A 22036-nucleotide genomic window follows, 5' to 3' on the forward strand; every position below is an offset into this window, starting at 1 on the left:
TGTGAACTCCCCACCCGAGACACCTTCATCAGCGGAGCGGCCGGCGATCAGCGACGCCGAGCTGCTGACCGCCCACATCGACGGGGATCCACACGCGTTCAGCGAGATCGTCAAGAGGCACCGTGACCGCATGTGGGCCGTCGCCCTGCGCACGCTGGGCGACCCCGACGAGGCGGCCGACGCCGTGCAGGACGCGTTCGTGTCCGCCTATCGCAAGGCGGGCTCGTTCCGCGGCGAGGCGGCCGTCACCACCTGGCTCCACCGCATCGTCGTCAACGCCTGCCTCGACCGGATGCGCCGCAAGTCCATCCGCCCCGTGGCCGACGACGAGCTCATCGAGGCCGCCGAGCGTGAGACGCCCATGCCCGACCAGACGGTCGAGCGGGAGGTGTCCATGGAGGTTTCGGCCGCGCTGAAACTGCTGCCGCCCGACCAGCGGGCGGCCCTCGTACTCGTCGACATGATGGGTTATTCGGTCGAAGACGCAGCTCAGGTGCTTGGTGTGCCCAGCGGCACGGTCAAGAGCCGGTGCGCGCGAGGCCGGGCGAAACTTGCCCCGATTCTTTCGCATCTGCGGAACCGATCGAACCTCAGTCGCGTCTCATCCGCGAAGGGAGCAGAACTTCGTGACGGGTGATACGCACTACGATCTGGAGGTCCTCGCCGAGCTGGCCGAGGGTCTCCTGGACGCCGGCACGGCCTGCCAGGTCCGCGACCATCTCGCGGTATGCGACCCCTGTGGGGAGCTCCTGGCCGACCTGGCGGCGGTTCGCGAGGTGCTCGCGGCGACACCGACACCGGCCATGCCGATGGGTGTCGCACTGCGCATCGACAAGGCGCTCGCCGCCGAGGCCGAGCAGCGACGCGGAGGGGTGGACCTCGCCGAGGCCCCCGACTGGGACGAGCTCATGCGGGACGCCCCGTGGCAGCGACCGGCCGAGGTGAGCGAGCCCGTTCCCCTCATGCCCGCCGCCCGGCTGGCTCCGGCGAGCGTCCCGGCCGAGTTCGTGCCGGCCGAGGAGCCCGTGCGGCTCGGCGTGGTCGCCGACGACGGGAGCATCGTCCCGGCCCGGCGTCGCGTCGCCCGGCGGCGCCGATGGGCCCTGCCCGCGGTCGCCGCGGCGGCTGCCGCCGTCGTGGGCGGTGCCGTGGTCTCCGGCAACCTCCTCCTCGCCGGTGGCGACGGCGGCGGCGGAACGGGCGTCAGCGGCCAGGTAGTGGCCCAGCCACAGCCCTCTCCGGCCAGGGCGACGGCGAAGCCCAGGCCGTACGCGCTGACCGACAGCGGCCACAACTACAGCGACGACGAGCTGCGGCAGCCCCTGGAGCGCTTCCTCGGGCCGGCGCCGATCGTGGCCGGGGTCACGGCCGACACCAACAACGTCGCCTCGTGCGTCGACCGGGTCGCCGACCGGACCAAGCTGAAGATCTTCGCCGTCGACCAGGGGCAGTACAACGGCCAGGAGGCCGTGATCGTGGCGTCCTGGAGGGACGAGGCCGCCAAGCGGATCCGCCTCGACGTCGTGGACCCGTACCACTGCAAGAACCTGCGCAAGCCGAGACTCGGCCGCTGGTGACCTTTCGATCGTGAGAACGCGTCAGAGCCCGCTTCGGCGGGCTCTTTCGTTTGGACCGGGCGTCGTGGGTAGGGGCGGGAATCTCCGCGGCCTAGGATCTGTTGACGCCACTGGCAAAAACAGACGAGGAAGGCGTGGGAGCGTTGAGCGACGTTCGTAACGTGATCATCATCGGGTCCGGGCCCGCTGGCTACACCGCGGCCGTCTACTCCGCGCGCGCCGAGCTCAAGCCGCTGGTCTTCGAGGGCTCCGTCACCGCCGGCGGCGCCTTGATGAACACCACCGACGTGGAGAACTTCCCGGGGTTCCCCGACGGCATCATGGGCCCCGACCTGATGGACAACCTGCGCAAGCAGGCCGAGCGGTTCGGCGCCGAGCTGGTGGCCGACGACGTGGTCGAGGTCGACCTGGAAGCCAACCCCAAGGTGGTCAAGACCTACACCGACACCTACTACGCGAAGTCGGTCATCCTGGCGATGGGCTCGGGCTACCGCGAGCTGGGCCTGGAGAGCGAGAAGCGGCTGTCCGGCCGCGGCGTCTCCTGGTGCGCCACCTGTGACGGCTTCTTCTTCCGCAACAAGGACATCGTGGTCGTCGGCGGTGGTGACACCGCGATGGAGGAGGCCACGTTCCTGACCCGGTTCGGCCGCATGGTCACGGTCGTCCACCGCCGCGACCAGCTCCGCGCCAGCAAGATCATGCAGGAGCGGGCGTTCGCCAACGACAAGATCCGCTTCGTCTGGGACAGCGAGGTCGTCGACGTCCTCGGCGAGTCCCGGGTCGAGGCCGTGAAGCTGCGCAACGTCAAGACCGGCGAGGAGTGCGAGCTCGCGACCGACGCGCTGTTCCTCGCGATCGGCCACGACCCGCGCACCGAGCTGGTCAAGGGCCAGATCGACCTCGACGACGAGGGCTACGTCAAGGTCGCCTCCCCCAGCACCGCGACGAACATCGACGGCGTGTTCGCCGCCGGTGACGTCGTCGACCACACCTACCGTCAGGCCATCACCGCGGCCGGCACCGGCTGCTCGGCGTCTCTCGACTCCGAGCGCTGGCTGGCCGCACACGAGAGTTAAGGAGCGCCATCGTGAAGGCAGTAACCGACGCCACGTTCGCGGCCGAGGTCCTCAAGAGCGACAAGCCCGTTCTGGTCGACTTCTGGGCCGAGTGGTGCGGCCCGTGCCGTCAGGTCGCGCCCATCCTTGAGGAGATCGCCAAGGAGCACGGCGACAAGCTGGAGATCGTCAAGCTCAACATCGACGAGAACCCCAACGTGCCGCGTGAGTACGGCGTGCTGCAGATCCCGACCATGAACGTCTTCAAAGGCGGCGAGGTGGTCAAGCAGATCATCGGCGCCAAGCCGAAGGCGATGCTGCTGCGGGAGCTCGACGGCATCATCTGAGCCCCGTCGCGGGTAGTCACGCGAAAGGCCCTCCGCAGCGCGCGGGGGCCTTTCGTCGTTTCACAGGGGCCGCGTTCGTGGGGCGATGCGGGCCCGTTCCCGGGCACCGCTTCCCGGGGACCGCTTCTCGGGCACCGTACGGCCGGATACGAGGACGCGGCGGGACCGGGAAGGTCCAGATGGGCTCAGACGAGCTCAGACGGGGCCAGAAGGGGCTCAGACGGGGCGCAGGGCTCGTTCCGGACTCATGGAGCCCAGGAGGCGTTCGAGGGCCACCTCGACGTCCTCGCGCCACGACACGGCCGTCTTGAGTTCCAGCCGCAGCCGCGGAAACCGCAGATGCGGACGTACCGTCTTGAACCCCACCGAAAGCAGGTAGTCGGCCGGCACCACGCAGCTCGGTTCCTCCCACTTCAGGTCGCCGAACGCCTCGATGGCCTTGACGCCCCGCCGGGTGAGATCCTTCGCCATGCCCTGGATGAGCATCCGCCCCAGGCCGCCGCCCGAGAACTCGGGGATGATGTGCGCCGTCATGAGCAGCACCGCGTCGGCACTGACCGGTGAGGTCGGGAACGCCACGGAGCGCGGGGTGTAGAGCGGCGGGCTGTACAGGACGAATCCGGCGGGCACCCCGTCGACATAGACGATCTTTCCGCAACTGCCCCATTCGAGCAGGGTGGCGGAGATCCACGCTTCCTTCTCCAGCCCCGGATCACCCGAGTCGACCGCGCGCTCTCCGCTGAGGGGGTCCAGCTCCCAGAAGACGCACCGCCTGCAACGGCGCGGCAGATCGTCCAGATTGTCCAGGGTGATATTGACCAGCCGGCGCGACAACTACGGCCCCAATCGTTGACCCGGAAAAGCCCGCGAAAACCGCGTCCCCAGCTGGCATCGTAGCCCAGTGGGACGCCGTCGGCGGGTACCACGGCGTGGAGGCCAGTCACGGGTGACATGCCCGGTTGGCGTAACCTGTTGTTCCAGGTCTATCTGACACCGAGGAGGTGGACCGTGACAGAAGAGCTCAATCACGGTCAGACACCCGCGATCCATGGATCGCGCATCGACGCCTACGTCGATCGGTACGCCGCGCGAGCTACCGGGATGGTCGCCTCCGAGATCCGAGCTCTTTTCGCCGTCGCGTCGAGACCCGAGGTGGTCTCGCTCGCCGGCGGCATGCCGTACGTCACGGCTCTTCCCCTCGACATGGTCGGCGAGCTCGTCTCCGACCTGGTCACCAGGCGTGGCCCGGTGGCCCTGCAGTACGGCTCCGGCCAGGGCGACCCGCACCTGCGCGAGCAGATCTGCGAGGTCATGCGGCTGGAGGGGATCAACGCCGGGGCGGACGACGTCGTCGTCACCGTGGGGTCGCAGCAGGCGCTCGACCTGATCACCCGCATCTTCATCGACCCGGGCGACGTGGTGCTCGCCGAGGGCCCGTCCTACGTGGGCGCCCTGGGCACGTTCGCCGCGTACGAGGCCAAGGTCGTGCACATCGCCATGGACGACCAGGGCATTGTGCCCGAGTCGCTGGCGCAGACCATCTACGCCCTGGAGACCGCCGGGGCGCCGATCAAGTTCCTCTACACGATCCCGACGTTCCACAACCCCGGCGGCGTCACGCTCAACGTGGCGCGTCGCCAGCAGGTGCTCGACATCTGCCAGCGGGCCGGCGTGCTCATCGTCGAGGACAACCCGTACGGACTGCTCGGCTTCGACGGCGAGCCGATGCGGGCCCTGCGCGCGGACAACCCCGACGGGGTGGTCTATCTCGGGTCGTTCTCCAAGACGCTCGCCCCCGGGTTCCGCGTGGGCTGGGCGCTCGCGCCGCACGCGATCCGCGACAAGCTCGTCCTGGCCATGGAGTCGGCCGTGCTGTCGCACTCGTCGTTCACCCAGCTCGCCGTCGGCCAGTACCTCGCCACGCAGCCGTGGCACGAGCAGATCAAGTCGTTCCGTGAGCTCTACCGCGAGCGCCGCGACGCACTGCTCGACGCGCTGGAGGCCCTCATGCCGCCGGAGGTCACCTGGACCCGGCCCGCCGGCGGCTTCTTCGTGTGGGCGTCGCTGCCCGAGGGCCTCGACTCCAAGGCGATCCTGCCGCGCGCGGTGGCGGAACGGGTGGCGTTCGTGCCCGGCACCGGGTTCTTCACGGACGGGAGCGGCGCGCGCAACATGCGGCTGTCGTACTGCTACCCGGAGCCCGACCGCATCCGGGAGGGTGTGCGCCGGCTGGCCGGGGTGATCGAGCAGGAGATCCAGCTGCGCGACACGTTCGGCACGGGCTCGACGCGCGGCCACGCGGGCGTCGACACGCCCGGGCCTGACCTGGCCTGAGGTTCTCGCGCTCCTTCGCGACTCGTACGGCCGGCGTTCTCTGGCTGTGGACGCCGGCCGTACCTGTCTTGTGACGGCTGCCGGCCGTGTGCGTGTCACGTACGGGTACGTGTGCTGACGGCGCTCCAGCACCCGCTCTTCTCGCGCACGGACAGGTGAGCCGATGACCACCCCACCCCAGGCGCCATCTTCACACCCACGCGGTCACCGGCGTTCAGCCCCGGAATGCCGGTCTCCTCACCACCGATGAGCCCCCACACCGGACGTCCACCCGGCGACAGGACGAAGGACGCTCCCGACACCAAAAGCTCGCCCGGTGCCCGCCGTACACCAGGGACGTCGAGCGCCGGTACGGTGGGACAGCGTGCCGTCAGCGGAGGAGATGTGATGAGCGATCTGGGCCACGTGCTCGTGCTGGCCGGGGGCCTCTCGTACGAGCGTGAGGTGTCCCTGCGCTCGGGCCGCCGCGTGAGCGAGGTGCTGCGCGCGGCCGGTATCGACGTGGAGACCCGCGACACCGACGCGTCGCTCGTGCCGTCCATCCTCGCCGACCCGCCGGACGCCGTCTTCGTCACCCTGCACGGTGGTGCCGGCGAGGACGGCGCGATCCGCTCGGTGCTGGAACTGCTCGGCGTGCCGTACGTCGGCGCCGACCCCGACGCCTGCCGGGTGGCCTTCGACAAGCCCACCGCCAAGGCGGTCGTCCGGTCGGTCGGGCTGCACACGCCGCAGTCCGTCACGCTGCCGAAGGAGACGTTCCACGACCTGGGCGCCACGGTCGTGCTCGGACGCATCGTGGAGCGGCTCGGCCTGCCGCTGTTCGTCAAGCCGGCGCAGGGCGGCTCGGCTCTCGGCGCGTCGATCGTGCGCACCGCCGAGGAACTGCCCGCCGCGATGGTGGGCTGCTTCGCGTACGGCGACACGGCGCTGATCGAGCGGTACGTGGAGGGAGTGGAGGTGGCGGTCTCGGTCGTCGACCTCGGGCACGGTCCGGTGGCGCTGCCGCCGGTCGAGATCGTCCCGGACGAGGGAGTCTACGACTACGCCGCCCGATACACGGCCGGGCACACCGAGTTCTTCGCCCCGGCCCGGCTCGCACCGGAGATCGCCGCGGCGTGCGCCGAGACCGCCGTGACCGCCCACACCGCCCTCGGGCTGCGCGACGTCTCCCGTACGGACCTCATCGTGGACGCCTCGGGACAGCCGTACTTCCTGGAGGTCAACGTCGCGCCCGGCATGACGGAGACGAGCCTGCTGCCGATGGCGGCCGAGGCGGCGGGCCAGGATCTGGGCGACCTCTGCCGCATCCTCCTCACCCAGGCGGCTTCGCGCGCCCGGAGCTGACCCGTCCCGGCGGGCTCACGCTCCGGCGCTCCGGCATCGGCGCCCGCCACTCAAGTCACGCTTCAGGAACCCCGGCATAGGCGCCGGTCCCCCAAGTCACGCATCAGGTATCGGCACGGGGCCTCCAAGTCACGCATCAGGACCCCTGCATCGGCGCGGGCCCCAAGTCACGCATCAGGACCCGGGTATCGGCGCGGGGCCTCCAAGTCACGCTTCAGAACCCCTGCATCGGCGCGGGCCCCAAGTCACGCATCAGGACCCGGGTATCGGCGCGGGGCCTCCAAGTCACGCTTCAGAACCCCTGCATCGGCGCGGTCGCTCAGACCCGCGCGGCCACGGCTGCGCGGCCGCGCTCGGCGGTGCCTCGCTCCAAGACTTCGGGCCGGCCGCCGATCCTGCGGGGCACTGGCCACGCTTTCGGGCCGCCCCATCGCCTTGGCATACCTCCCTGGAATCACGCCTCGACACCACCCCCTTGATACCGACCCCGGCCTTGACGCGATCCCCCGGCCGCACTCTGGGGCGCGCCCTTGGCGTCGTCCCCCCTGAAGCCGCGCCGTGGCATCCTTGGCACGCTGTCGTAGGACGCGTCCTCGCCAACTCCCCCGCAGACAGCCTCCTCGCTCTCCCCAGCATGACGCCCCACGGATCCCTGTCGGTCGGCGGCGCCAGCGGCAGGCAATGGCGGCCGCGGCGCGACGGCGACGCCGCGAAAGTCGTGAACGTCGTGACGGGCTTCGCTCCCCGGCAAGCGGGGGCGCTCTGCCCGCGTCAGTAGCCTGGGTCGTGTGCTGATCGATTCCATCTATCCCAAGAGCTTCGCCAGCGACAACCACGCGGGCGTGCACCCGGACGTCCTCGACGCCATGACGGCCGCCAACCACGGCGACGCCCCCGCGTACGGCGGCGACCAGTGGACCGCCGGTTTCGAGCGTCAGATCAAGGAGACGTTCGGCGCCGAGGCCGAGGGCTTCGCCGTGCTGAACGGCACCGGCGCCAACATCGTCGGGTTGTCGCTCATGCTGGGCCGGTACGACGCGGTCATCTGCCCGGAGAGCGCGCACATCGCCACCCACGAGACAGGCGCTTCCGAACGGCTCCTCGGCGTCAAGCTCATCACCGTTCCCACGGAGGACGGCAAGCTGCGTCCGCACCACATCACGAGTCGCCTCGGCGCGCTGGGAGCCACCTACGAGCCGCAGCCCCGCGTCGTCTCCGTGTCCCAGGTGACCGAACTCGGCACGTGCTACTCCCCCGACGAACTGGCCGCCCTCGCTCAGGCCGCGCACGACTCGGGGATGCGTCTGCACCTGGACGGCGCCCGCCTGGCGAACGCCGCGGCGTACCTGGACTGCGACCTCCGCACGCTCACGACGGACGTCGGTGTGGACGTGTTCAGTTTCGGCGGCACCAAGAACGGCGCGCTGGCGGCCGAGGCGGTGGTCGTCCTGGATCCGTCCCTCGCGCACGCCGTGCCGTTCCTGCGCCAGCAGTCGCTCCAGCTCGCCTCCAAGATGCGGTTCGTCTCGGCGCAGCTCTCAGCGCTCCTGACGGGCGAGCTGTGGCGGCGCAACGCCGCCCACGCGAACGCGATGACCGCCCGCCTCGTCGCCGGCCTTGAAGGGCTCCCCGGGGTGTCGCTGGCCTATCCGGCTCAGGGGAACGCCGCCTTCGTCGCGCTGCCGAAGAACGCGACCGCCGCGTTGCACAGCCGCTACCTCTTCCACTACTGGGACGAGGATGCCGGCGTGGTCCGCTGGATGACCGCCTTCGACACCACACCGGAGCAGGTGGACGATTTCCTGGACGACATCCGCAAGGCGGTCGGCGCCTGAGGGCGGTTCAGCGTTCCACGTGAAACATCGACCGCACGCGTCGCCGTCCCGTGGAGGCGACTCTGTTCCACGTGAAACATGACTGCCGCTATCGCCTTGGTTTCACGTGGAACACAGGGCGCGAGGCGAGGCGACTGCTGCCACGGAGGGGGCCCATCGGCTGGCGACGCTTATGTTTCACGTGGAACACGGCTGCCACGCCTTGGTTCCACGTGGAACATCAAGCGCGACAGCGCGCCGTGTTCCACGTGGAACACGGGTCAGGATCCGGCTTCCCGCATGGCTCGGGCCGCCTCCGGAGCCATCGTGCCGATGATGCGCTCCAGATCGTCGATCGTCGCGAACTCCACCACGATCCGCCCCTTGCGCCGTCCGAGGTCCACCTTCACCTTCGTCTCGAAGTGGTCGGAGAGGCGGTCGGCGAGGTGGGTGAGGCCGGGGGCGGTGGGCCGGTTGACGGGACGGCGCTCGCGGGTCGTCTTGGCGGCGGGGGCCGCCGTGGCGCCGCCGAACGCCACGATCTCCTCGACCGCCCGTACCGACAGCAGCTCGGCCACGATCCGGTCGGCCAGCCGGACCTGCTCCTCCGCGTTTTCGAGGCTCAGCAGGGCCTTCGCGTGTCCGGCGCTCACCGTGCCCGCCGCCACCCGGAGCTGCACCTCCGGCGGGAGGTTGAGCAGACGCAGGGTGTTGGTGATGTGAGAGCGGGAGCGGCCGACCTTCTGGGCGATCTGTTCGTGGGTGGCCTGGAAGTCGTCCAGGAGCTGGCGGTAGGCGGCCGCCTCTTCGAGGGGGTTGAGCTGCTCGCGCTGGAGGTTCTCGATGAGGGCGTCACGGAGGAGTTCGTCGTCCTGGGTGTTGCGCACGATCGCCGGCACCGGGTCCAGCCCGACGAGCTTGCTGGCGCGCCAGCGCCGCTCCCCCATGATCAGCTCGTACTGGCCCCCACCGACGGAGCGGACGACGATCGGCTGGAGCAGGCCCACCTCTTTGATGGAGGCCGCCAGCTCGTCCAGTCGCTCCTCGTCGAAGACGTCACGCGGCTGACGCGGGTTCGGCACGATGGCCTCAAGGGGGATCTCCTTGAAGTACGCCCCCGCGATCGGCAGAGGGCCGCTCTCGGGGGGCGCACCGTTGGCGGGGGCCGGCGCCGTCCCCGTGCCGTCAACGATGGGACCGGTCGGGATGAGCGCCCCGAGCCCCTTGCCCAATCCCCGCCGCTGCTGACTCACTGCGTCTCCTCCACCCGGCCGAATCCGGTCACTCCAGGAGAGGTTACCGGTGCCGACGCGACCCGGTGTGTCCTCGCCACACGCCGTTGCGCCTGATTTACACCCGCCAGCCCCGCTCAGGGCACGCCGCCCCCTGAGATGACGGCCCGGAGGGTCACCGCTTGGATGGTCGCGCTCTGGTTGGTCGCGGTCGGGGATGGCCCGAGTTGGGACGACTCAGACCTGAGGTGGCTGCCGTTTGGGAAAGCCGCGGTTTGGGATGACCCTCGCCGTCGAAGACGGGAAGTCTCGGGCATGACGGATCTCGGGCGTGGCGCCTCCCAAGCGCGAGACCTCCCAGGCACGCGCGATCTCAAGCCGGCGCGATCTCGAGCACGGCGTACGTTTCGGGCAGGCACACGTCACCACGAGGCCGCAACACGCGCGCTCTCCCGAGACGCTCACTCCGGAGCGACCCACCTGAGACGCTCACTCCAGAGCGACCCACCCCGATCCGCGGCCACAGTGGAGCGAAGCCTCAGCCGCAGCGCTGAAGCAAGCCCGAGCCCGCGAGGAAGCCACAACGCGAGAGCGTGCGACAGCACGAAAGCGGCAGAGCACGGTTCCGCCGAGGCCGGCTGCTGGCTGGAGCCGTCGGCCGCCGGCAAGGGCCTGGTCACCCGGCGCGCCAAAGCGAGCAACAGCGCGCCCTGGCCTCAGCCCGGAGGCGGGCAAGCTTCGAGTGCGGCCACAGCGTCGTGCGGCGGCCGGACGCCCTGGTCGCCTGCGAGGCGCAGTTCGGCGACCAGCTACACGGTGGCAACAGCTACACGGTGGCGGCGCGGTGGGCGATCTCCCTGGCGGCGTCCATGTACGCCATCGCGCCACTCGACCCCGGGTCGTACGTCATGACCGACTGACCGTAGCTCGGCGCCTCGGAGAGACGAACGCTGCGCGGGATCACGGTGTTGAGCACCGTGTCGCCGAAGTGCGCCCGGACTTCCTCCGCCACCTGCGACGCCAGCCGCGTACGCCCGTCGTACATGGTGAGGACGATCGTGGACAACCGCAGCGTGGGGTTGAGGTGTGCCTTGATCAGGTCGACGTTGCGCAGGAGCTGGCCGAGCCCTTCCAGGGCGTAGTACTCGCACTGAATGGGGATCATGACCTCCTCCGCCGCCACCAGGGCGTTGACCGTGAGCAGGCCGAGCGACGGCGGGCAGTCGATGATGATGTAGTCCAGCTCCGCCTCGTACGCCGTGAGCGCGCGGCGCAGCCGTGCCTCACGGGCCACCAGCGAGACCAGCTCGATCTCCGCGCCGGCCAGGTCGATGGTGGCGGGCGCGCAGTAGAGGCCCGGCATGTCGGGCACCTGCTTCACGATGTCGGCCATCGGCAGGTCGTCCACCAGCACCTGATAGACGTCGGGGACGTCGCCGCGATGCTCGGTGGCCAGCGCCGTGGAGGCGTTGCCCTGAGGGTCAAGGTCAACGACCAGGACGCGCTGGCCGTTCATGGAGAGCGCCGCCGCGATGTTGACGGACGTGGTCGTCTTGCCCACGCCGCCCTTCTGGTTGGCAACCGCGATCACTCTGCACTTGGGCGGCCGGGGCCAGGTGCTCTCAGCGCCGCCGGGAGCGTCACCGGCCTGGGTGACCGCCTGGGTCGCAGATGTTTCACGTGAAACCACAGAGCTGAGCGCCTCTCGTACCAATGGGGAATCGCCGGGGTTCAGTGGGGTCTGGGTCACGTTGGCCATCCTTTCAACCCGTGGTAGGCCGGTGTCGGGAATTCGCTGCGGCGACACGCCCAATTCGGGCCATCCCACCCCTGTGGGACTTTCGGCCAGAGGACCGTCGGGCCAGCCAAGACCGCTTGGCGCGACTGGCACCACCGTCACCTCCTCCGTCGCCGCCTGGCACTTTCCGGCGCGCGACCCGCTACCACCCGGACCAGTGTCGCAGGCGGCTCGACCTTACCGCGCCCGACCGTGACAAGCTCAGCCGTCCTCGCTCCGACGGCTCGGAGTTGCGGCTCGGCCTCGGCGAGTTCCTCGGCGGCGCGCTCCCCCTTCATGGCGATGAGCTCGCCACCTTCGCGCAGGAGCGGCATGGCCCACTTGAGCAACCGCTCCAGCGGCGCGACGGCGCGGGCGCTGGCCACGTCGAACACCCGCTTGCCCGCCAGCTCCTCGGCCCTGCCGCGCAGGACCTCGACGTTGCGCAGCTTCAGCGCCTCGACGCACTCCTCCAGGAAGACCGTGCGACGCAGCAACGGCTCCAGCAGCGTGACCTGGATGTCCTGGCGGACGATCGCGAGCACCATGCCGGGCAGTCCGGCGCCGGAGCCGATGTCCACCAGGCTGACGTCCTCGGGCACGGCCTCGGCCACGACGGCGCAGTTGAGCAGGTGGCGGTCCCAGATGCGCGACACCTCGCGCGGCCCGAGCAGGCCGCGCACGACCCCCGGCCCGGCCAGGAGCTCGGCGAACGTGTTCGCCCGATCCCATGCCTCGCCGGTGAAGACGTCCCGTGCCATGCCGGGCGGAGCGGGCAGCTCATCGCTCACTGGTGGGTGGACCTTTCTCGGGATGGGTGACCGACTGGAGGGCGGCGCCACATGCGTCGCGATCCGTGTCGAGTCAAGGCTAGCCACCTTCACGGGCGCGGACCGCGACAAGGGCGGACAACTGAACAGCCGAGGGCCGCACCAAGGTGCGGACGACCGAACAGGCGGGACGGGTGCGACGGCGGACAACCGAACAGCCGGGGCGTTGCAAGGGCAGACATCCGAACAGCCGGGACCGCTGCGAGGGGGACAGGTGAACGGCCGAGCACCGTGACGGGGGCGGACATGCGAACGGCCGAGCACCGTGACAGGGGCGGACATGCGAACGGCCGCCAGCCCGCGCGTGTCGGGGCTGGCGGCCGGACAGGTGCACGCGGGCCGCGTCAGGCGGGGAAGACCACCACGTACCGCTGAGGCTCCTCGCCCTCGGACTCGCTGCGGAGCCCCGCGGCGGCCACAGCGTCGTGGACGATCTTGCGCTCGAACGGGGTCATGGCGCGCAGCGACTTGGGCTCGCCCTTCTCCTTGACCTGGTTGGCGACCTCGTTGCCCAGCTTGGTCAGCTCGGCGCGGCGGCGCTCGCGGTAGCCGGCGATGTCCAGCATGAGCCGCGACCGCTCCCCCGTCTGCCGGTGGACGGCCAGGCGGGTGAGCTCCTGGAGCGCCTCCAGCACCTCGCCCTCGGGCCCGACGAGCTCGTTGCCCTTGACCCCGACGACGGACACGAGGGCGCGGTCGCCCTCGACGTCCATGTCGATGTCGCCGTCGATGTCGGCGATGTCGAGAAGGCCCTCGACGTAGTCGGCCGCGATCTCGCCCTCCTGCTCGAGCGCGCTGACGTCAGGAGCCTTCTCCTGCTCGGCCTCGGTCATGGCCGCCCCTTCCTTCATGTTCACGACTTCTTGCTGCCCGTGCGCTTGCTGCGGGGCTGGCGGGTGGGCTGCTGCCTGACGATCTTAGGCTCGGGCGGGGCGGGGGGCGCCTGCTCCTCGGGAGTGGTGCCACGGATCTTCGAGATCAGCCCCTGCTTGGGCTCGACGGGGATGACGTTGCCCTTGGCGTCGTACTGCGGCATGGGGTGCCGGCTGTAGAACCAGTGCTGCTGGCCGAGCGTCCACAGGTTGGTGGTGACCCAGTAGAGGATCAGGCCGAGCGGGAAGTTCAGGCTGAAGAAGGCGAACAGCGGCGAGATGTACATCAGGATCTTCTGCTGCTGCGCCATGGGGTTGTCCGGCATCTGGGCCATGGAGCGGCCGACGCTCTGCCGGACGGTGAGGAACGTGGTCAGCGAGCTGATCGCCACGAAGACGCCCAGGACGATCTTGGTCTGGATGACCGTCGCGTCGAAGCTGTGGATCTGCGCCTCGGACATGAAGAAGCTGGCCGGCAGCGGCGCGCCGAAGATGTGCGCGGACCGGGCGCTGTTGACGAGCTCCTGCGTCATGCCGTAGACCGGGCGGCCGTCGGCCATCGCCCGCAGCACCGTGAACATGGAGATGAAGATCGGGAACTGCGCGACGACGGGGAGGCAGCCACCGAGGGGGTTGGCGCCCGCACCCTGGTACAGCGCCATGACCTCCTGGTTCATGCGCTGCTTGTCGTTCTTGTAGCGCTTACGGATGTCCGCGACCTTGGGGGCCAGTTCCTGCATCTTCCGCGACGAGCGCATCTGCTTGAGGAACAGCGGGAAGATCAGGATCCTCATGCACACGGTGAGCGTGATGATGGTCAACGCCCACGTCAGCCCCCCGTCCGGGTTGAGGAACGTGCTGTATCCCGTATGGATCCAGGTGATGACGTGGGCTACGGCTTCATAGAGCCAGCTCAGCCAGGACAGCTCCACCGAGCTATCTCCCTTGCAATTCGTGGGACCGGACCGGGCGTGGGGGCACCGGGTCTATACCTCCGGGGTGAAACGGGTGGCACCGTCCGATGCGCCGGACGGTCAGCCATGTACCCCGCAATGCTCCGTGTACGGTGATCGCCTCAAGTCCGTAGGCGCTGCACGACGGGTGGAACCGGCAATGCGGACCGAGCATCGGGCCGATGAACGCCCGATAGAACCGAATGGGGAGGATCAGTGCCCGAGCGGCGAGGCTCGGCATCCCCTGCGGCTGCTCCGTCATCTCTGTCCATCCATCGAGGACTCGCGCCGCCTCAGGATTCGATCCAACGCGAGGTCGAGCTCGGCGGCTAGCTGCTCGGATCGCGCTGACGCGGCCGGTGGATTGGCGCGTACCACAAGCAGGCTACCTCTCGGCAGCCGTTCGAGACGTTCCCGCATCAGGTGTCGAAGCCGACGCTTGACCTTGTTGCGGATGACGGCGCCACCGACCGCCTTGCTCACCACGAAACCCACCCGCGGTGTCTCATCCCCCGAAATGACGAGATGCACCACCAGCGTGGGGCGACCGGCGCGTTTGCCGCGCTTGATCGCCGCCTGAAATTCCTCCCCGCGCCGCATGCGGGATTCTCGGGACAGCACGTGAAAGGACCGTATACGCCTATCGCCCGCCGGCGAGGTTCACCGGCGGGCGGACTATCGGGCGCGGGGCGATCAGGCCGACAGCTTCTCGCGGCCCTTGCGGCGGCGAGCGGCGAGGATGGCGCGACCGGCCCGGGTGCGCATCCGCAGCCGGAAGCCGTGGGTCTTCGCGCGACGACGGTTGTTCGGCTGGAAAGTACGCTTGCTCACGGGTGGGCTCCAGGCTTGATGGTGCGCCCAGGGGCGCTTTACACACATGGATGGCCTGCCGAGGAAGCGAGGGCACGCGAAATAGCCGTCGCGTGGCAAGCCGACCGTCGTACGTTACGGGCCAAGTGCGCCTGAGGTCAAACTGACAGGCGCCCGGACGACCGGCGCCCGCGCCTCTCGCGGCGTCGCCGCGAGGTTATCCACGTATCCACATGCGGGTTTTCCACCGCCCCGGCCGCGTCCACAGTTTGTGCACCCAGGTGCCACTAGGCTGTGGACAACGTCTTGAACACGGCTGTGCACAAAGATACTGTCGGCCACTCCGAGGCCCTGTGAGGCTGTGGACAGCCTGTGGATCACCTGTGGAGATCCTGGGTACGGCGCCCGGATCAAGGGCTGTGGACGGACGGGGTCGATCGTCGCACAGACGGTACCCAGGTGTGGAAAACAATCGCGGGGGGCCGCGGGAAGGAAGGAGGGGAGCCGCGCCATGAACGCTGCCGAGCTCGCCGCAGTCTGGTCCAGGGCTCTGGGCAACTTCCTCAACGAGAACGTCCCCATCCAGCAGCGCACGTGGCTGTCCATGGTCCGTCCGATCGCCCTGGCCGGCGACACGATCGTGCTCGGCGTCCCCAACGACTTCCTCAAGGACCTCATCGAGGGCAAGCTGCGCCAGCCGGTGACGACGGCACTGTCGCAGGAGCTGGGCAAGGCCATGCGGCTGGCCGTGATGATCGACACGACGGCCCCGGAACCGCCCGCGGCGGAGTCTCATCAACAGCCTGTGGGCGGCGGTTATCCCCAGGGTGTGGATCCCCAGCTACGTTTTGCACAACCCGCGTCTTCGCAGCTCTACCCGGTTTCCGAGCCTCCGCAGTTCTATTCTCCACAGGCCGAGCCGGCCCAGTCGTCCACCGAATATCCACAGCAGGGCTTCACTTTTGAACAGGCCCAGCCGTACACATCCCCTGTGGAAAAGGCGCCGGAGCCGGCGCCGAACCGGTGGGAAGCAAAGAGCACGAAGCCCAGCGAACCTGCTCGACTCAACCAAAAGTACACATTCGAGACATTCGTCATCGGCGCCAGCAACCGGTTCGCGCACGCCGCGGCCGTGGCCGTGGCCGAATCCCCCGCGAAGGCGTACAACCCCCTCTTCATTTACGGCGACTCCGGCCTCGGCAAGACGCATCTCCTGCACGCGATCGGCCATTACGCGCAGAGCCTGTACGACGGCGCGCGGGTGAGGTACGTGAGCTCGGAAGAGTTCACCAACGACTTCATCAACAGCATCCGCGACCACAAGGCCGACGGCTTCCGCGGCCGCTACCGGGCGATCGACATCCTGCTCGTGGACGACATCCAGTTCCTGGAGGGCAAGGAGCAGACGCAGGAGGAGTTCTTCCACACCTTCAACACCCTCCACAACGCCAACAAGCAGATCGTCATCTCCAGCGACCGGGCGCCCAAGCAGCTCATCACGCTGGAGGACCGGCTGCGCAACCGGTTCGAGTGGGGTCTGATCACCGACGTCCAGCCGCCCGAGCTGGAGACGCGCATCGCGATCCTGCGCAAGAAGGCGATCCAGGAGGGCCTGGCCGCGCCGCCCGAGGTGCTGGAGTACATCGCGAGCCGCATCTCCACCAACATCCGCGAGCTGGAGGGCGCCCTCATCCGGGTGACCGCGTTCGCCAGCCTCAACCGGCAGGGCGTCGACCTGCAGCTCGCCGAGGTGGTCCTGAAGGACCTCATCACCTCCGAGTCCGGGCCGGAGATCACGATCGCGACGATCATGGCCAAGACCGCGGAGTACTTCGGCATCAGCATCGACGACCTGTGCGGCAGCTCGCGCAGCCGGGCTCTGGTGAACGCCCGGCAGATCGCGATGTACCTCGCCCGCGAGCTGACGGAGCTGTCGCTGCCGAAGATCGGCCAGCAGTTCGGCGGCCGCGACCACACGACCGTGATGCACGCGGAGCGCAAGATCCGCTCGCTCATCGCGGAGCGCAGGTCGATGTACAACCAGGTCAATGAGCTGACAATGCGCATCAAACAGACCACCAGCGGGTCCTGAGCAGTTATGCACACCCTGTGGATAACACTGTGGACCAGGGAAAACACGCGCGGACGGCCGTCAGCCGCCCCACAATGCCCGGAAATTTCGCCCACAAGGGCTGGGGATAAAGGTGGGGACATCCTGCGGATAACCTGGGGACAAGCTGGGGATGACTTGTGGACGCCCTGTGCACAGTCGATCTGGGGTCCCCAAAACAGGTCGCTTACCCCGTGGATAACCGGTGGAAACCTTGTGGATGACCGGTGGATGAAGACCCCATGATCTGGGGACAGCGTGTGGGCAACGATCCGTCATCCCCAGGCGGCGAAGTTACCCCCAGGCGTCACCCACATGGGCAGTGGATGAAAACAGCCGGGCTGAGCAGCGGAAACGCCAGTTGTCCACAGTATCCACACCCCCTAGTGTGATGACCACTTATCTCTCCTACAAAGAACTCAAGACCCATAGAAGGGTTCTCCCGGACCGGAGGTGCGGGAGGCGGGACACTTGAAATCAACGACGGACCCAGGAGGCTGATCACGGTGATGTTCCGAATCGAGCGAGACGTTCTCGCTGAGGCGGTGGCGTGGACGGCGCGCAGCCTCCCCGCCCGCCCGTCGGTGCCCGTGCTCGCCGGCATGCGCATGGAGGTGACCGAGGAGCAGCGCCTCAAACTCTCCGGCTTCGACTACGAGGTGTCCGCCCAGGTGACCCTCGAGCTCCAGACCGGTGAGCCGGGCGTCGTCCTCGTCTCCGGCAAGCTGCTGGCCGAGATCACCCGCGCGCTTCCCGCACAGCCTGTGGACTTCGTCGTGGACGGGGCCAAGGCGGTCGTCACGTGCGGCAGCGCGCGATTCACACTCCTCACCATGCCTGTGGAGGACTACCCGTCGCTCCCGGCCATGCCGCCGGCCGCCGGCCGGGCCGGCAGCGACGTGTTCGCCTCCGCCGTCGCGCAGGTCGCCGTCGCCGCCGGTCGCGACGACACGCTGCCCATGCTCACCGGCGTCCGCATGGAGATCGAGGGCGACATGGTCACCCTCGCCGCGACCGACCGCTACCGCCTCGCCGTGCGTGAGCTCAAGTGGCAGCCCGGCCAGCCCGACTTCTCGGCCGTCGCGATGATCCCCGGCAAGACGCTCGCCGACACGGCCAAGGCGCTCGGCTCGTCCGGCGCCGAGGTCGAGATCGCGCTCAGCTCCGCCGGCGGCACCGGCGAGGGCATGATCGGCTTCTCCAGCGGCGGCCGGCGCACCACCACGCGCCTGCTCGACCCGGAGTTCCCCAAGTACCGCTCGCTGCTGCCCACCGAGTTCTCCGCGCGCGCCGACCTGTCCACAGGCCCGTTCGTCGAGGCGGTCAAGCGCGTGGCCCTGGTCGCCGAGCGCAACACCCCCGTGCGCCTCGCGTTCCGGAGCGGCGAGGTCGTGCTGGAGGCGGGCAGCGGCGACGAGGCGCAGGCCGTCGAGGTCCTGCCCGTGGACTACGAGGGCGAGGAGATGAACATCGCCTTCAACCACCAGTTCCTGCTGGAAGGGCTGGGCGCGATCGACTCCGACGTGGCCCGGCTGCAGATGACCACGTCCACCAAGCCCGCCATCCTGACCGGGGGCAAGCCTGTGGACGGCGACGGCGCCCCCGACTACCGTTACCTGATCATGCCGATCCGCCTGTCAGGCTGAAGCTGACATCAGGGATGATGGAAGCCTGACAAGGGGGTAGAGAAGATGCAGATCGGCATGATCGGGCTCGGCAAGATGGGCGGCAACATGGCCGAGCGCCTCCGGCGCGGCGGCCATGACGTGGTCGGTTACGACCATCACCGCGAGGTCAGCGACGTGGGCAGCTTGAAGGAGCTGGTCGAACGCCTGGAGGCGCCGCGCGCCGTCTGGGTGATGGTCCCGGCGGGCAAACCCACCCAGCAGACCATCGACGAGCTCGGACGCCTGCTCAGCGAGGGCGACATCGTCGTCGACGGCGGCAACTCCCACTACGTCGACGACCAGAAGCATGCGGCGGAGCTGGCCGAGAAGGGCATCTCGTTCGTCGACTGCGGCGTCAGCGGCGGCGTCTGGGGCCTGCAGAACGGCTACGCGCTCATGTGCGGCGGCGACAAGGCCACCGTCGAGCACCTGATGCCCATCTTCGAGACGCTGAAGCCGGAGGGCGAGAACGGCTTCGTCCACGCGGGCGACGTCGGCGCGGGCCACTTCGCGAAGATGGTCCACAACGGCATCGAGTACGGCATGATGCAGGCCTTCGCCGAGGGCTGGGAGCTGCTGGAGGCGTCCGACGTCGTCAAGGACGTGCGCGGCTCGTTCGCGAGCTGGCGCGACGGCACGGTCATCCGCTCGTGGCTGCTCGACCTGCTCGTCCGCGCCCTGGACGACGACGAGAACCTGGCGAACCTGCGCGGCTACGCCCAGGACTCCGGCGAGGGCCGGTGGACCGTCCAGGCGGCCGTGGACCACGCCGTGCCGCTGCCGGTGATCACCGCGGCGCTGTTCGCGCGGTTCGCCTCGCGGCAGGACGACTCCCCCGCGATGAAGGTCGTCGCGGCGCTGCGCAACCAGTTCGGCGGCCACGCGGTCACCTCGTCCGAGGGCTCCACGGGCATGGGCGCCGACGCGCCGGGTGCGGACGTCACCCCGCCGCGCGAGGCCCAGTGACGTCCTGAGGCTTCGCGGCGCGTCGAGGCTTGCGGCGCGCCCCGCGGAGTTTTCCACAGGTGGGCAAGCCGGTTGCCCCAGTGACCGGCGTGGCCCACTACCCTTCGTGGGGTGCATGTCGCCCACCTGTCGCTGACCGACTTCCGGTCCTACGCGTCCGTGGAGCTCGGCCTGGAGCCGGGCGTCACGGCGTTCGTGGGGCCCAACGGCCAGGGCAAGACCAACCTGGTCGAGGCCCTCGGCTACGTCGCGACGCACTCCAGCCACCGGGTGGCCACCGACGCGCCCCTCGTGCGGCAGGGGGCGAGCCGGGCGATCGTGCGCTGCGCCGTCCACAGGGACGACCGGCGGGCGTTGATCGAGCTGGAGATCAACCCGGGCAAGGCCAACCGCGCCCGGCTCAACCGCTCGCCCGTCCGCCCGCGCGACGTCATCGGGCTGCTGCGCACCGTGCTGTTCGCCCCCGAGGACCTCTCGCTGGCCAAGGGCGACCCCTCGGAGCGCCGCCGCTTCCTCGACGACCTGCTGGTGGCGCGGGCCCCCCGGTTCGCAGGAGTGCGCGCCGACTACGAGCGGGTGCTGAAGCAGCGGGGCGCGCTGCTGCGCACGGCCGCGCAGGCCCGTAGAGGCTCCAGGAGCCCCCGCAGGGCCGAGAGCGACTCCGGGTTCGCGGCGGCGGGCGCCGGCGACGTGACGGCCACTCTGGAGGTCTGGGACGCGCATCTCGCTCGGCACGGGGCGGAGCTCCTCCGGGCCCGGCTCGAACTGGTGGAGGCGCTGCGCCCGCTGGTCGCCGGCGCCTACGCCGCGCTGGCCCCCACGAGCGCCCCCGCGACCCTCGCCTACCGCAGCACGTTGTCCACAGGTGGGGACGACGCGGAGGACGAAGTCGCCGGTGAACGGGGATCTTCCGATGCACAGACGTTATCCACAGACTTGGGGAAAACCCTTGAAGAGCGGATGCGCGAGCGGCTATTGGAGGTGCGCGCGGCCGAGCTCGAACGCGGCGTGACGCTCGTCGGGCCCCACCGCGACGACCTCGTCCTGGGCCTCGGCGACCTGCCCGCCCGCGGCTACGCCAGCCATGGTGAGTCGTGGTCGTTCGCGCTGGCACTGCGTCTGGCCGCGTACGATCTGCTGCGCGCCGACGGCGGTGACCCGGTGCTGATCCTCGACGACGTGTTCGCCGAGCTCGACGGCCAGCGCCGGCGCCGCCTGGCCGAGATCGTCGCGCCCGCCGAGCAGGTTCTGATCACCGCCGCCGTGCCCGACGACGTGCCGTCCGAGCTGGCCGGCGCCCGTTTCGACGTCGTAGAGGGGAGTGTGACCCGTGTCCGGTGACGGCAAGCCGGCCCGCGGCATCTCCGCGGACGGCAAGGCAGCCCGTGGCATCCCGGCGGACGCCAAGCCGGTTCGTGGCGTCCCCGCGGACGGCAAGGCAGGTCGCGGCGTCCCCACTGATGGCCAACCGGTGCGTGGCGTCCCCGCGGACGGCAAGCCGGTTCGCGGCGTCCCCGCAGACGGCAAGCCGGCTCGCGATGTCACGTCCGGCTTGGGCCGCGCGGTCACCGGCGGCGCCACGACCGGCCCGGTCTCCGGCCCGGTCTCCGGCTCGGGGGCCGGGAGCGGCGACAATCCCACGGCGCGCGGCGCCGCCATGGCGCGGGAGAAGCTGGCCCAGGCCAAGGCCGACGCCGCCAAGCGCGGCCAGCTCCCCCGCCGCGAGCCGCGCCGCCGGGCGGCCGGTCCGCGCCGTGAGGGCGGCGATCCCCAGCTCTTCGGCCGCGCCATCCGCGACCTGCTGTCCGACCGGGGCTGGGAGCGTCCGGCGGCCGTCGGAGGTGTGTTCGGCCGCTGGGCCGACATCGTGGGTCCCGAGCTGGCGGCCCACACCAAGCCGGAGGGGTTCGAGGACGGCGAGGTGCTGATCGCGGCCGACTCCACGGCCTGGGCGACCCAGGTGCGGCTGCTCGCGCGCACGCTGGTGCGCCGGCTCAACGAGGAGCTGGGCGAAGGCACGGTGACGCGGGTCAAGGTCAAGGGGCCGCAGCACGGCCCGCGTCCCAAGGGGCTGCGGGTCACGGGGAGCCGGGGACCGGGCGACACGTACGGCTGAGCGTGGGCGGCCGGCGGGGGCGTACGGGTTTCCACAGGGTGGGGACTCGCAGGACCGCGACACGCGGAGTGCGCCCCCCAGACGTCGTCCACAGGGCGGGGATTCACAAGAGGGGGACGCCAGAAGCACGGTCCCCCAGACCTCGCCCACCTGGTGGGACTCGTCGAACGGAGACATGCGGAGCGCGGTCCCGCAGGGCGTCGTCCACAGGATGAGGTCAGACAAAGCCGAG

The 22036-nt window shown here is 69.6% G+C and carries 20 protein-coding genes and 1 pseudogene; 12 read left to right on the plus strand and 9 right to left on the minus strand.

The features are described 5' to 3' along the window. Position 1: 1 nt before the first annotated feature. From sigM to trxA, 4 genes are all read left to right on the plus strand, one after another. Positions 2–637, plus strand: coding sequence for an RNA polymerase sigma factor SigM (sigM, locus tag HTZ77_RS15340; protein WP_175590210.1), 636 nt, complete (start codon positions 2–4; stop codon positions 635–637). Beyond that, the gene (locus HTZ77_RS15345; protein ID WP_175590211.1) at positions 627–1577 is read left to right on the plus strand and encodes a hypothetical protein; all 951 of its coding nucleotides are present in this window, start codon (positions 627–629) and stop codon (positions 1575–1577) included. The genes sigM and HTZ77_RS15345 overlap by 11 nt, the downstream gene beginning before the upstream one ends. Before the next feature lie 143 nt (positions 1578–1720). Beyond that, positions 1721–2653: a thioredoxin-disulfide reductase gene (trxB, locus tag HTZ77_RS15350; RefSeq protein WP_175590212.1), complete on the plus strand. Its 933-nt coding sequence runs from the start codon at positions 1721–1723 to the stop codon at positions 2651–2653. A gap of 11 nt (positions 2654–2664) precedes the next feature. Next, the gene (trxA, locus tag HTZ77_RS15355; RefSeq protein WP_175590213.1) at positions 2665–2979 is read left to right on the plus strand and encodes a thioredoxin; all 315 of its coding nucleotides are present in this window, start codon (positions 2665–2667) and stop codon (positions 2977–2979) included. 216 nt (positions 2980–3195) lie between these two features. On the opposite strand, the gene HTZ77_RS15360 is transcribed toward trxA, so the two are convergent. Beyond that, a complete protein-coding gene (locus tag HTZ77_RS15360) occupies positions 3196–3813 on the minus strand; it encodes a GNAT family N-acetyltransferase (protein ID WP_175590214.1) in 618 nt (205 codons plus the stop codon). A 267-nt stretch (positions 3814–4080) separates the two neighbouring features. Here HTZ77_RS15360 and HTZ77_RS15365 point away from each other — a divergent pair, with 267 nt between their 5' ends. The 3 genes from HTZ77_RS15365 to HTZ77_RS15375 all read left to right on the plus strand — a co-directional run bounded on the left by HTZ77_RS15365 (position 4081) and on the right by HTZ77_RS15375 (position 8492). Beyond that, positions 4081–5313 carry an aminotransferase-like domain-containing protein gene (locus HTZ77_RS15365; RefSeq protein ID WP_205302715.1) on the plus strand — a complete coding sequence of 411 codons (1233 nt, stop codon included), beginning with the start codon at positions 4081–4083 and terminating at the stop codon, positions 5311–5313. A gap of 387 nt (positions 5314–5700) precedes the next feature. Next, positions 5701–6657 (plus strand): D-alanine--D-alanine ligase family protein, encoded by a 957-nt coding sequence (locus HTZ77_RS15370; protein WP_175590216.1) that lies wholly within the window; start codon positions 5701–5703, stop codon positions 6655–6657. Between the two features lie 788 nt (positions 6658–7445). Next, a complete protein-coding gene (locus tag HTZ77_RS15375) occupies positions 7446–8492 on the plus strand; it encodes a threonine aldolase family protein (RefSeq protein WP_175590217.1) in 1047 nt (348 codons plus the stop codon). 260 nt (positions 8493–8752) lie between these two features. Here HTZ77_RS15375 and HTZ77_RS15380 read toward each other — a convergent pair whose 3' ends face one another. From HTZ77_RS15380 to rpmH, 8 genes are all read right to left on the minus strand, one after another. Beyond that, positions 8753–9724 (minus strand): ParB/RepB/Spo0J family partition protein, encoded by a 972-nt coding sequence (locus tag HTZ77_RS15380; protein ID WP_175590218.1) that lies wholly within the window; start codon positions 9722–9724, stop codon positions 8753–8755. Positions 9725–10529: 805 nt separating this feature from the next. Next, positions 10530–11462, minus strand: a complete 933-nt coding sequence (locus HTZ77_RS15385; protein ID WP_205302633.1) for a ParA family protein — start codon at positions 11460–11462, stop codon at positions 10530–10532. Between the two features lie 137 nt (positions 11463–11599). After that, on the minus strand, positions 11600–12241 hold the full coding sequence (gene rsmG, locus HTZ77_RS15390) for a 16S rRNA (guanine(527)-N(7))-methyltransferase RsmG (protein WP_175590300.1): 642 nt from the start codon (positions 12239–12241) through the stop codon (positions 11600–11602). A 413-nt stretch (positions 12242–12654) separates the two neighbouring features. Next, entirely contained in the window at positions 12655–13143 is a 489-nt protein-coding gene (locus HTZ77_RS15395; RefSeq protein ID WP_175590301.1) for a Jag family protein, read from the minus strand. Between the two features lie 20 nt (positions 13144–13163). Beyond that, complete coding sequence (gene yidC, locus HTZ77_RS15400) at positions 13164–14114, minus strand: membrane protein insertase YidC (RefSeq protein WP_175590220.1); 951 nt, start codon at positions 14112–14114, stop codon at positions 13164–13166. A gap of 4 nt (positions 14115–14118) precedes the next feature. Then, a complete protein-coding gene (yidD, locus tag HTZ77_RS15405) occupies positions 14119–14376 on the minus strand; it encodes a membrane protein insertion efficiency factor YidD (RefSeq protein WP_175590302.1) in 258 nt (85 codons plus the stop codon). A 17-nt stretch (positions 14377–14393) separates the two neighbouring features. After that, a complete protein-coding gene (gene rnpA / locus HTZ77_RS15410; protein WP_205302635.1) occupies positions 14394–14735 on the minus strand; it encodes a ribonuclease P protein component in 342 nt (113 codons plus the stop codon). A 93-nt stretch (positions 14736–14828) separates the two neighbouring features. Continuing rightward, positions 14829–14966 (minus strand): 50S ribosomal protein L34, encoded by a 138-nt coding sequence (gene rpmH / locus HTZ77_RS15415; protein WP_043614899.1) that lies wholly within the window; start codon positions 14964–14966, stop codon positions 14829–14831. A 490-nt stretch (positions 14967–15456) separates the two neighbouring features. Here rpmH and dnaA point away from each other — a divergent pair, with 490 nt between their 5' ends. The 5 genes and pseudogenes from dnaA (at position 15457) to HTZ77_RS15440 (ending at position 21804) form a co-directional block, all read left to right on the plus strand. After that, complete coding sequence (dnaA, locus tag HTZ77_RS15420) at positions 15457–17037, plus strand: chromosomal replication initiator protein DnaA (protein ID WP_175590222.1); 1581 nt, start codon at positions 15457–15459, stop codon at positions 17035–17037. Positions 17038–17561: 524 nt separating this feature from the next. Next, a complete protein-coding gene (dnaN, locus tag HTZ77_RS15425) occupies positions 17562–18701 on the plus strand; it encodes a DNA polymerase III subunit beta (RefSeq protein ID WP_175590223.1) in 1140 nt (379 codons plus the stop codon). Between the two features lie 42 nt (positions 18702–18743). Further along, positions 18744–19688 (plus strand): annotated as a pseudogene (gnd, locus tag HTZ77_RS15430) (phosphogluconate dehydrogenase (NAD(+)-dependent, decarboxylating)); the annotation flags it as partial. A 111-nt stretch (positions 19689–19799) separates the two neighbouring features. Next, a complete protein-coding gene (recF, locus tag HTZ77_RS15435; protein ID WP_175590225.1) occupies positions 19800–21029 on the plus strand; it encodes a DNA replication/repair protein RecF in 1230 nt (409 codons plus the stop codon). Then, positions 21019–21804: a DUF721 domain-containing protein gene (locus HTZ77_RS15440; protein ID WP_328808603.1), complete on the plus strand. Its 786-nt coding sequence runs from the start codon at positions 21019–21021 to the stop codon at positions 21802–21804. Before recF ends, HTZ77_RS15440 begins: the two co-directional genes overlap by 11 nt. Positions 21805–22036 lie beyond the last annotated feature (232 nt).

The organism is Nonomuraea montanisoli (assembly GCF_013363975.1).
Taxonomy (GTDB): domain Bacteria; phylum Actinomycetota; class Actinomycetes; order Streptosporangiales; family Streptosporangiaceae; genus Nonomuraea; species Nonomuraea montanisoli.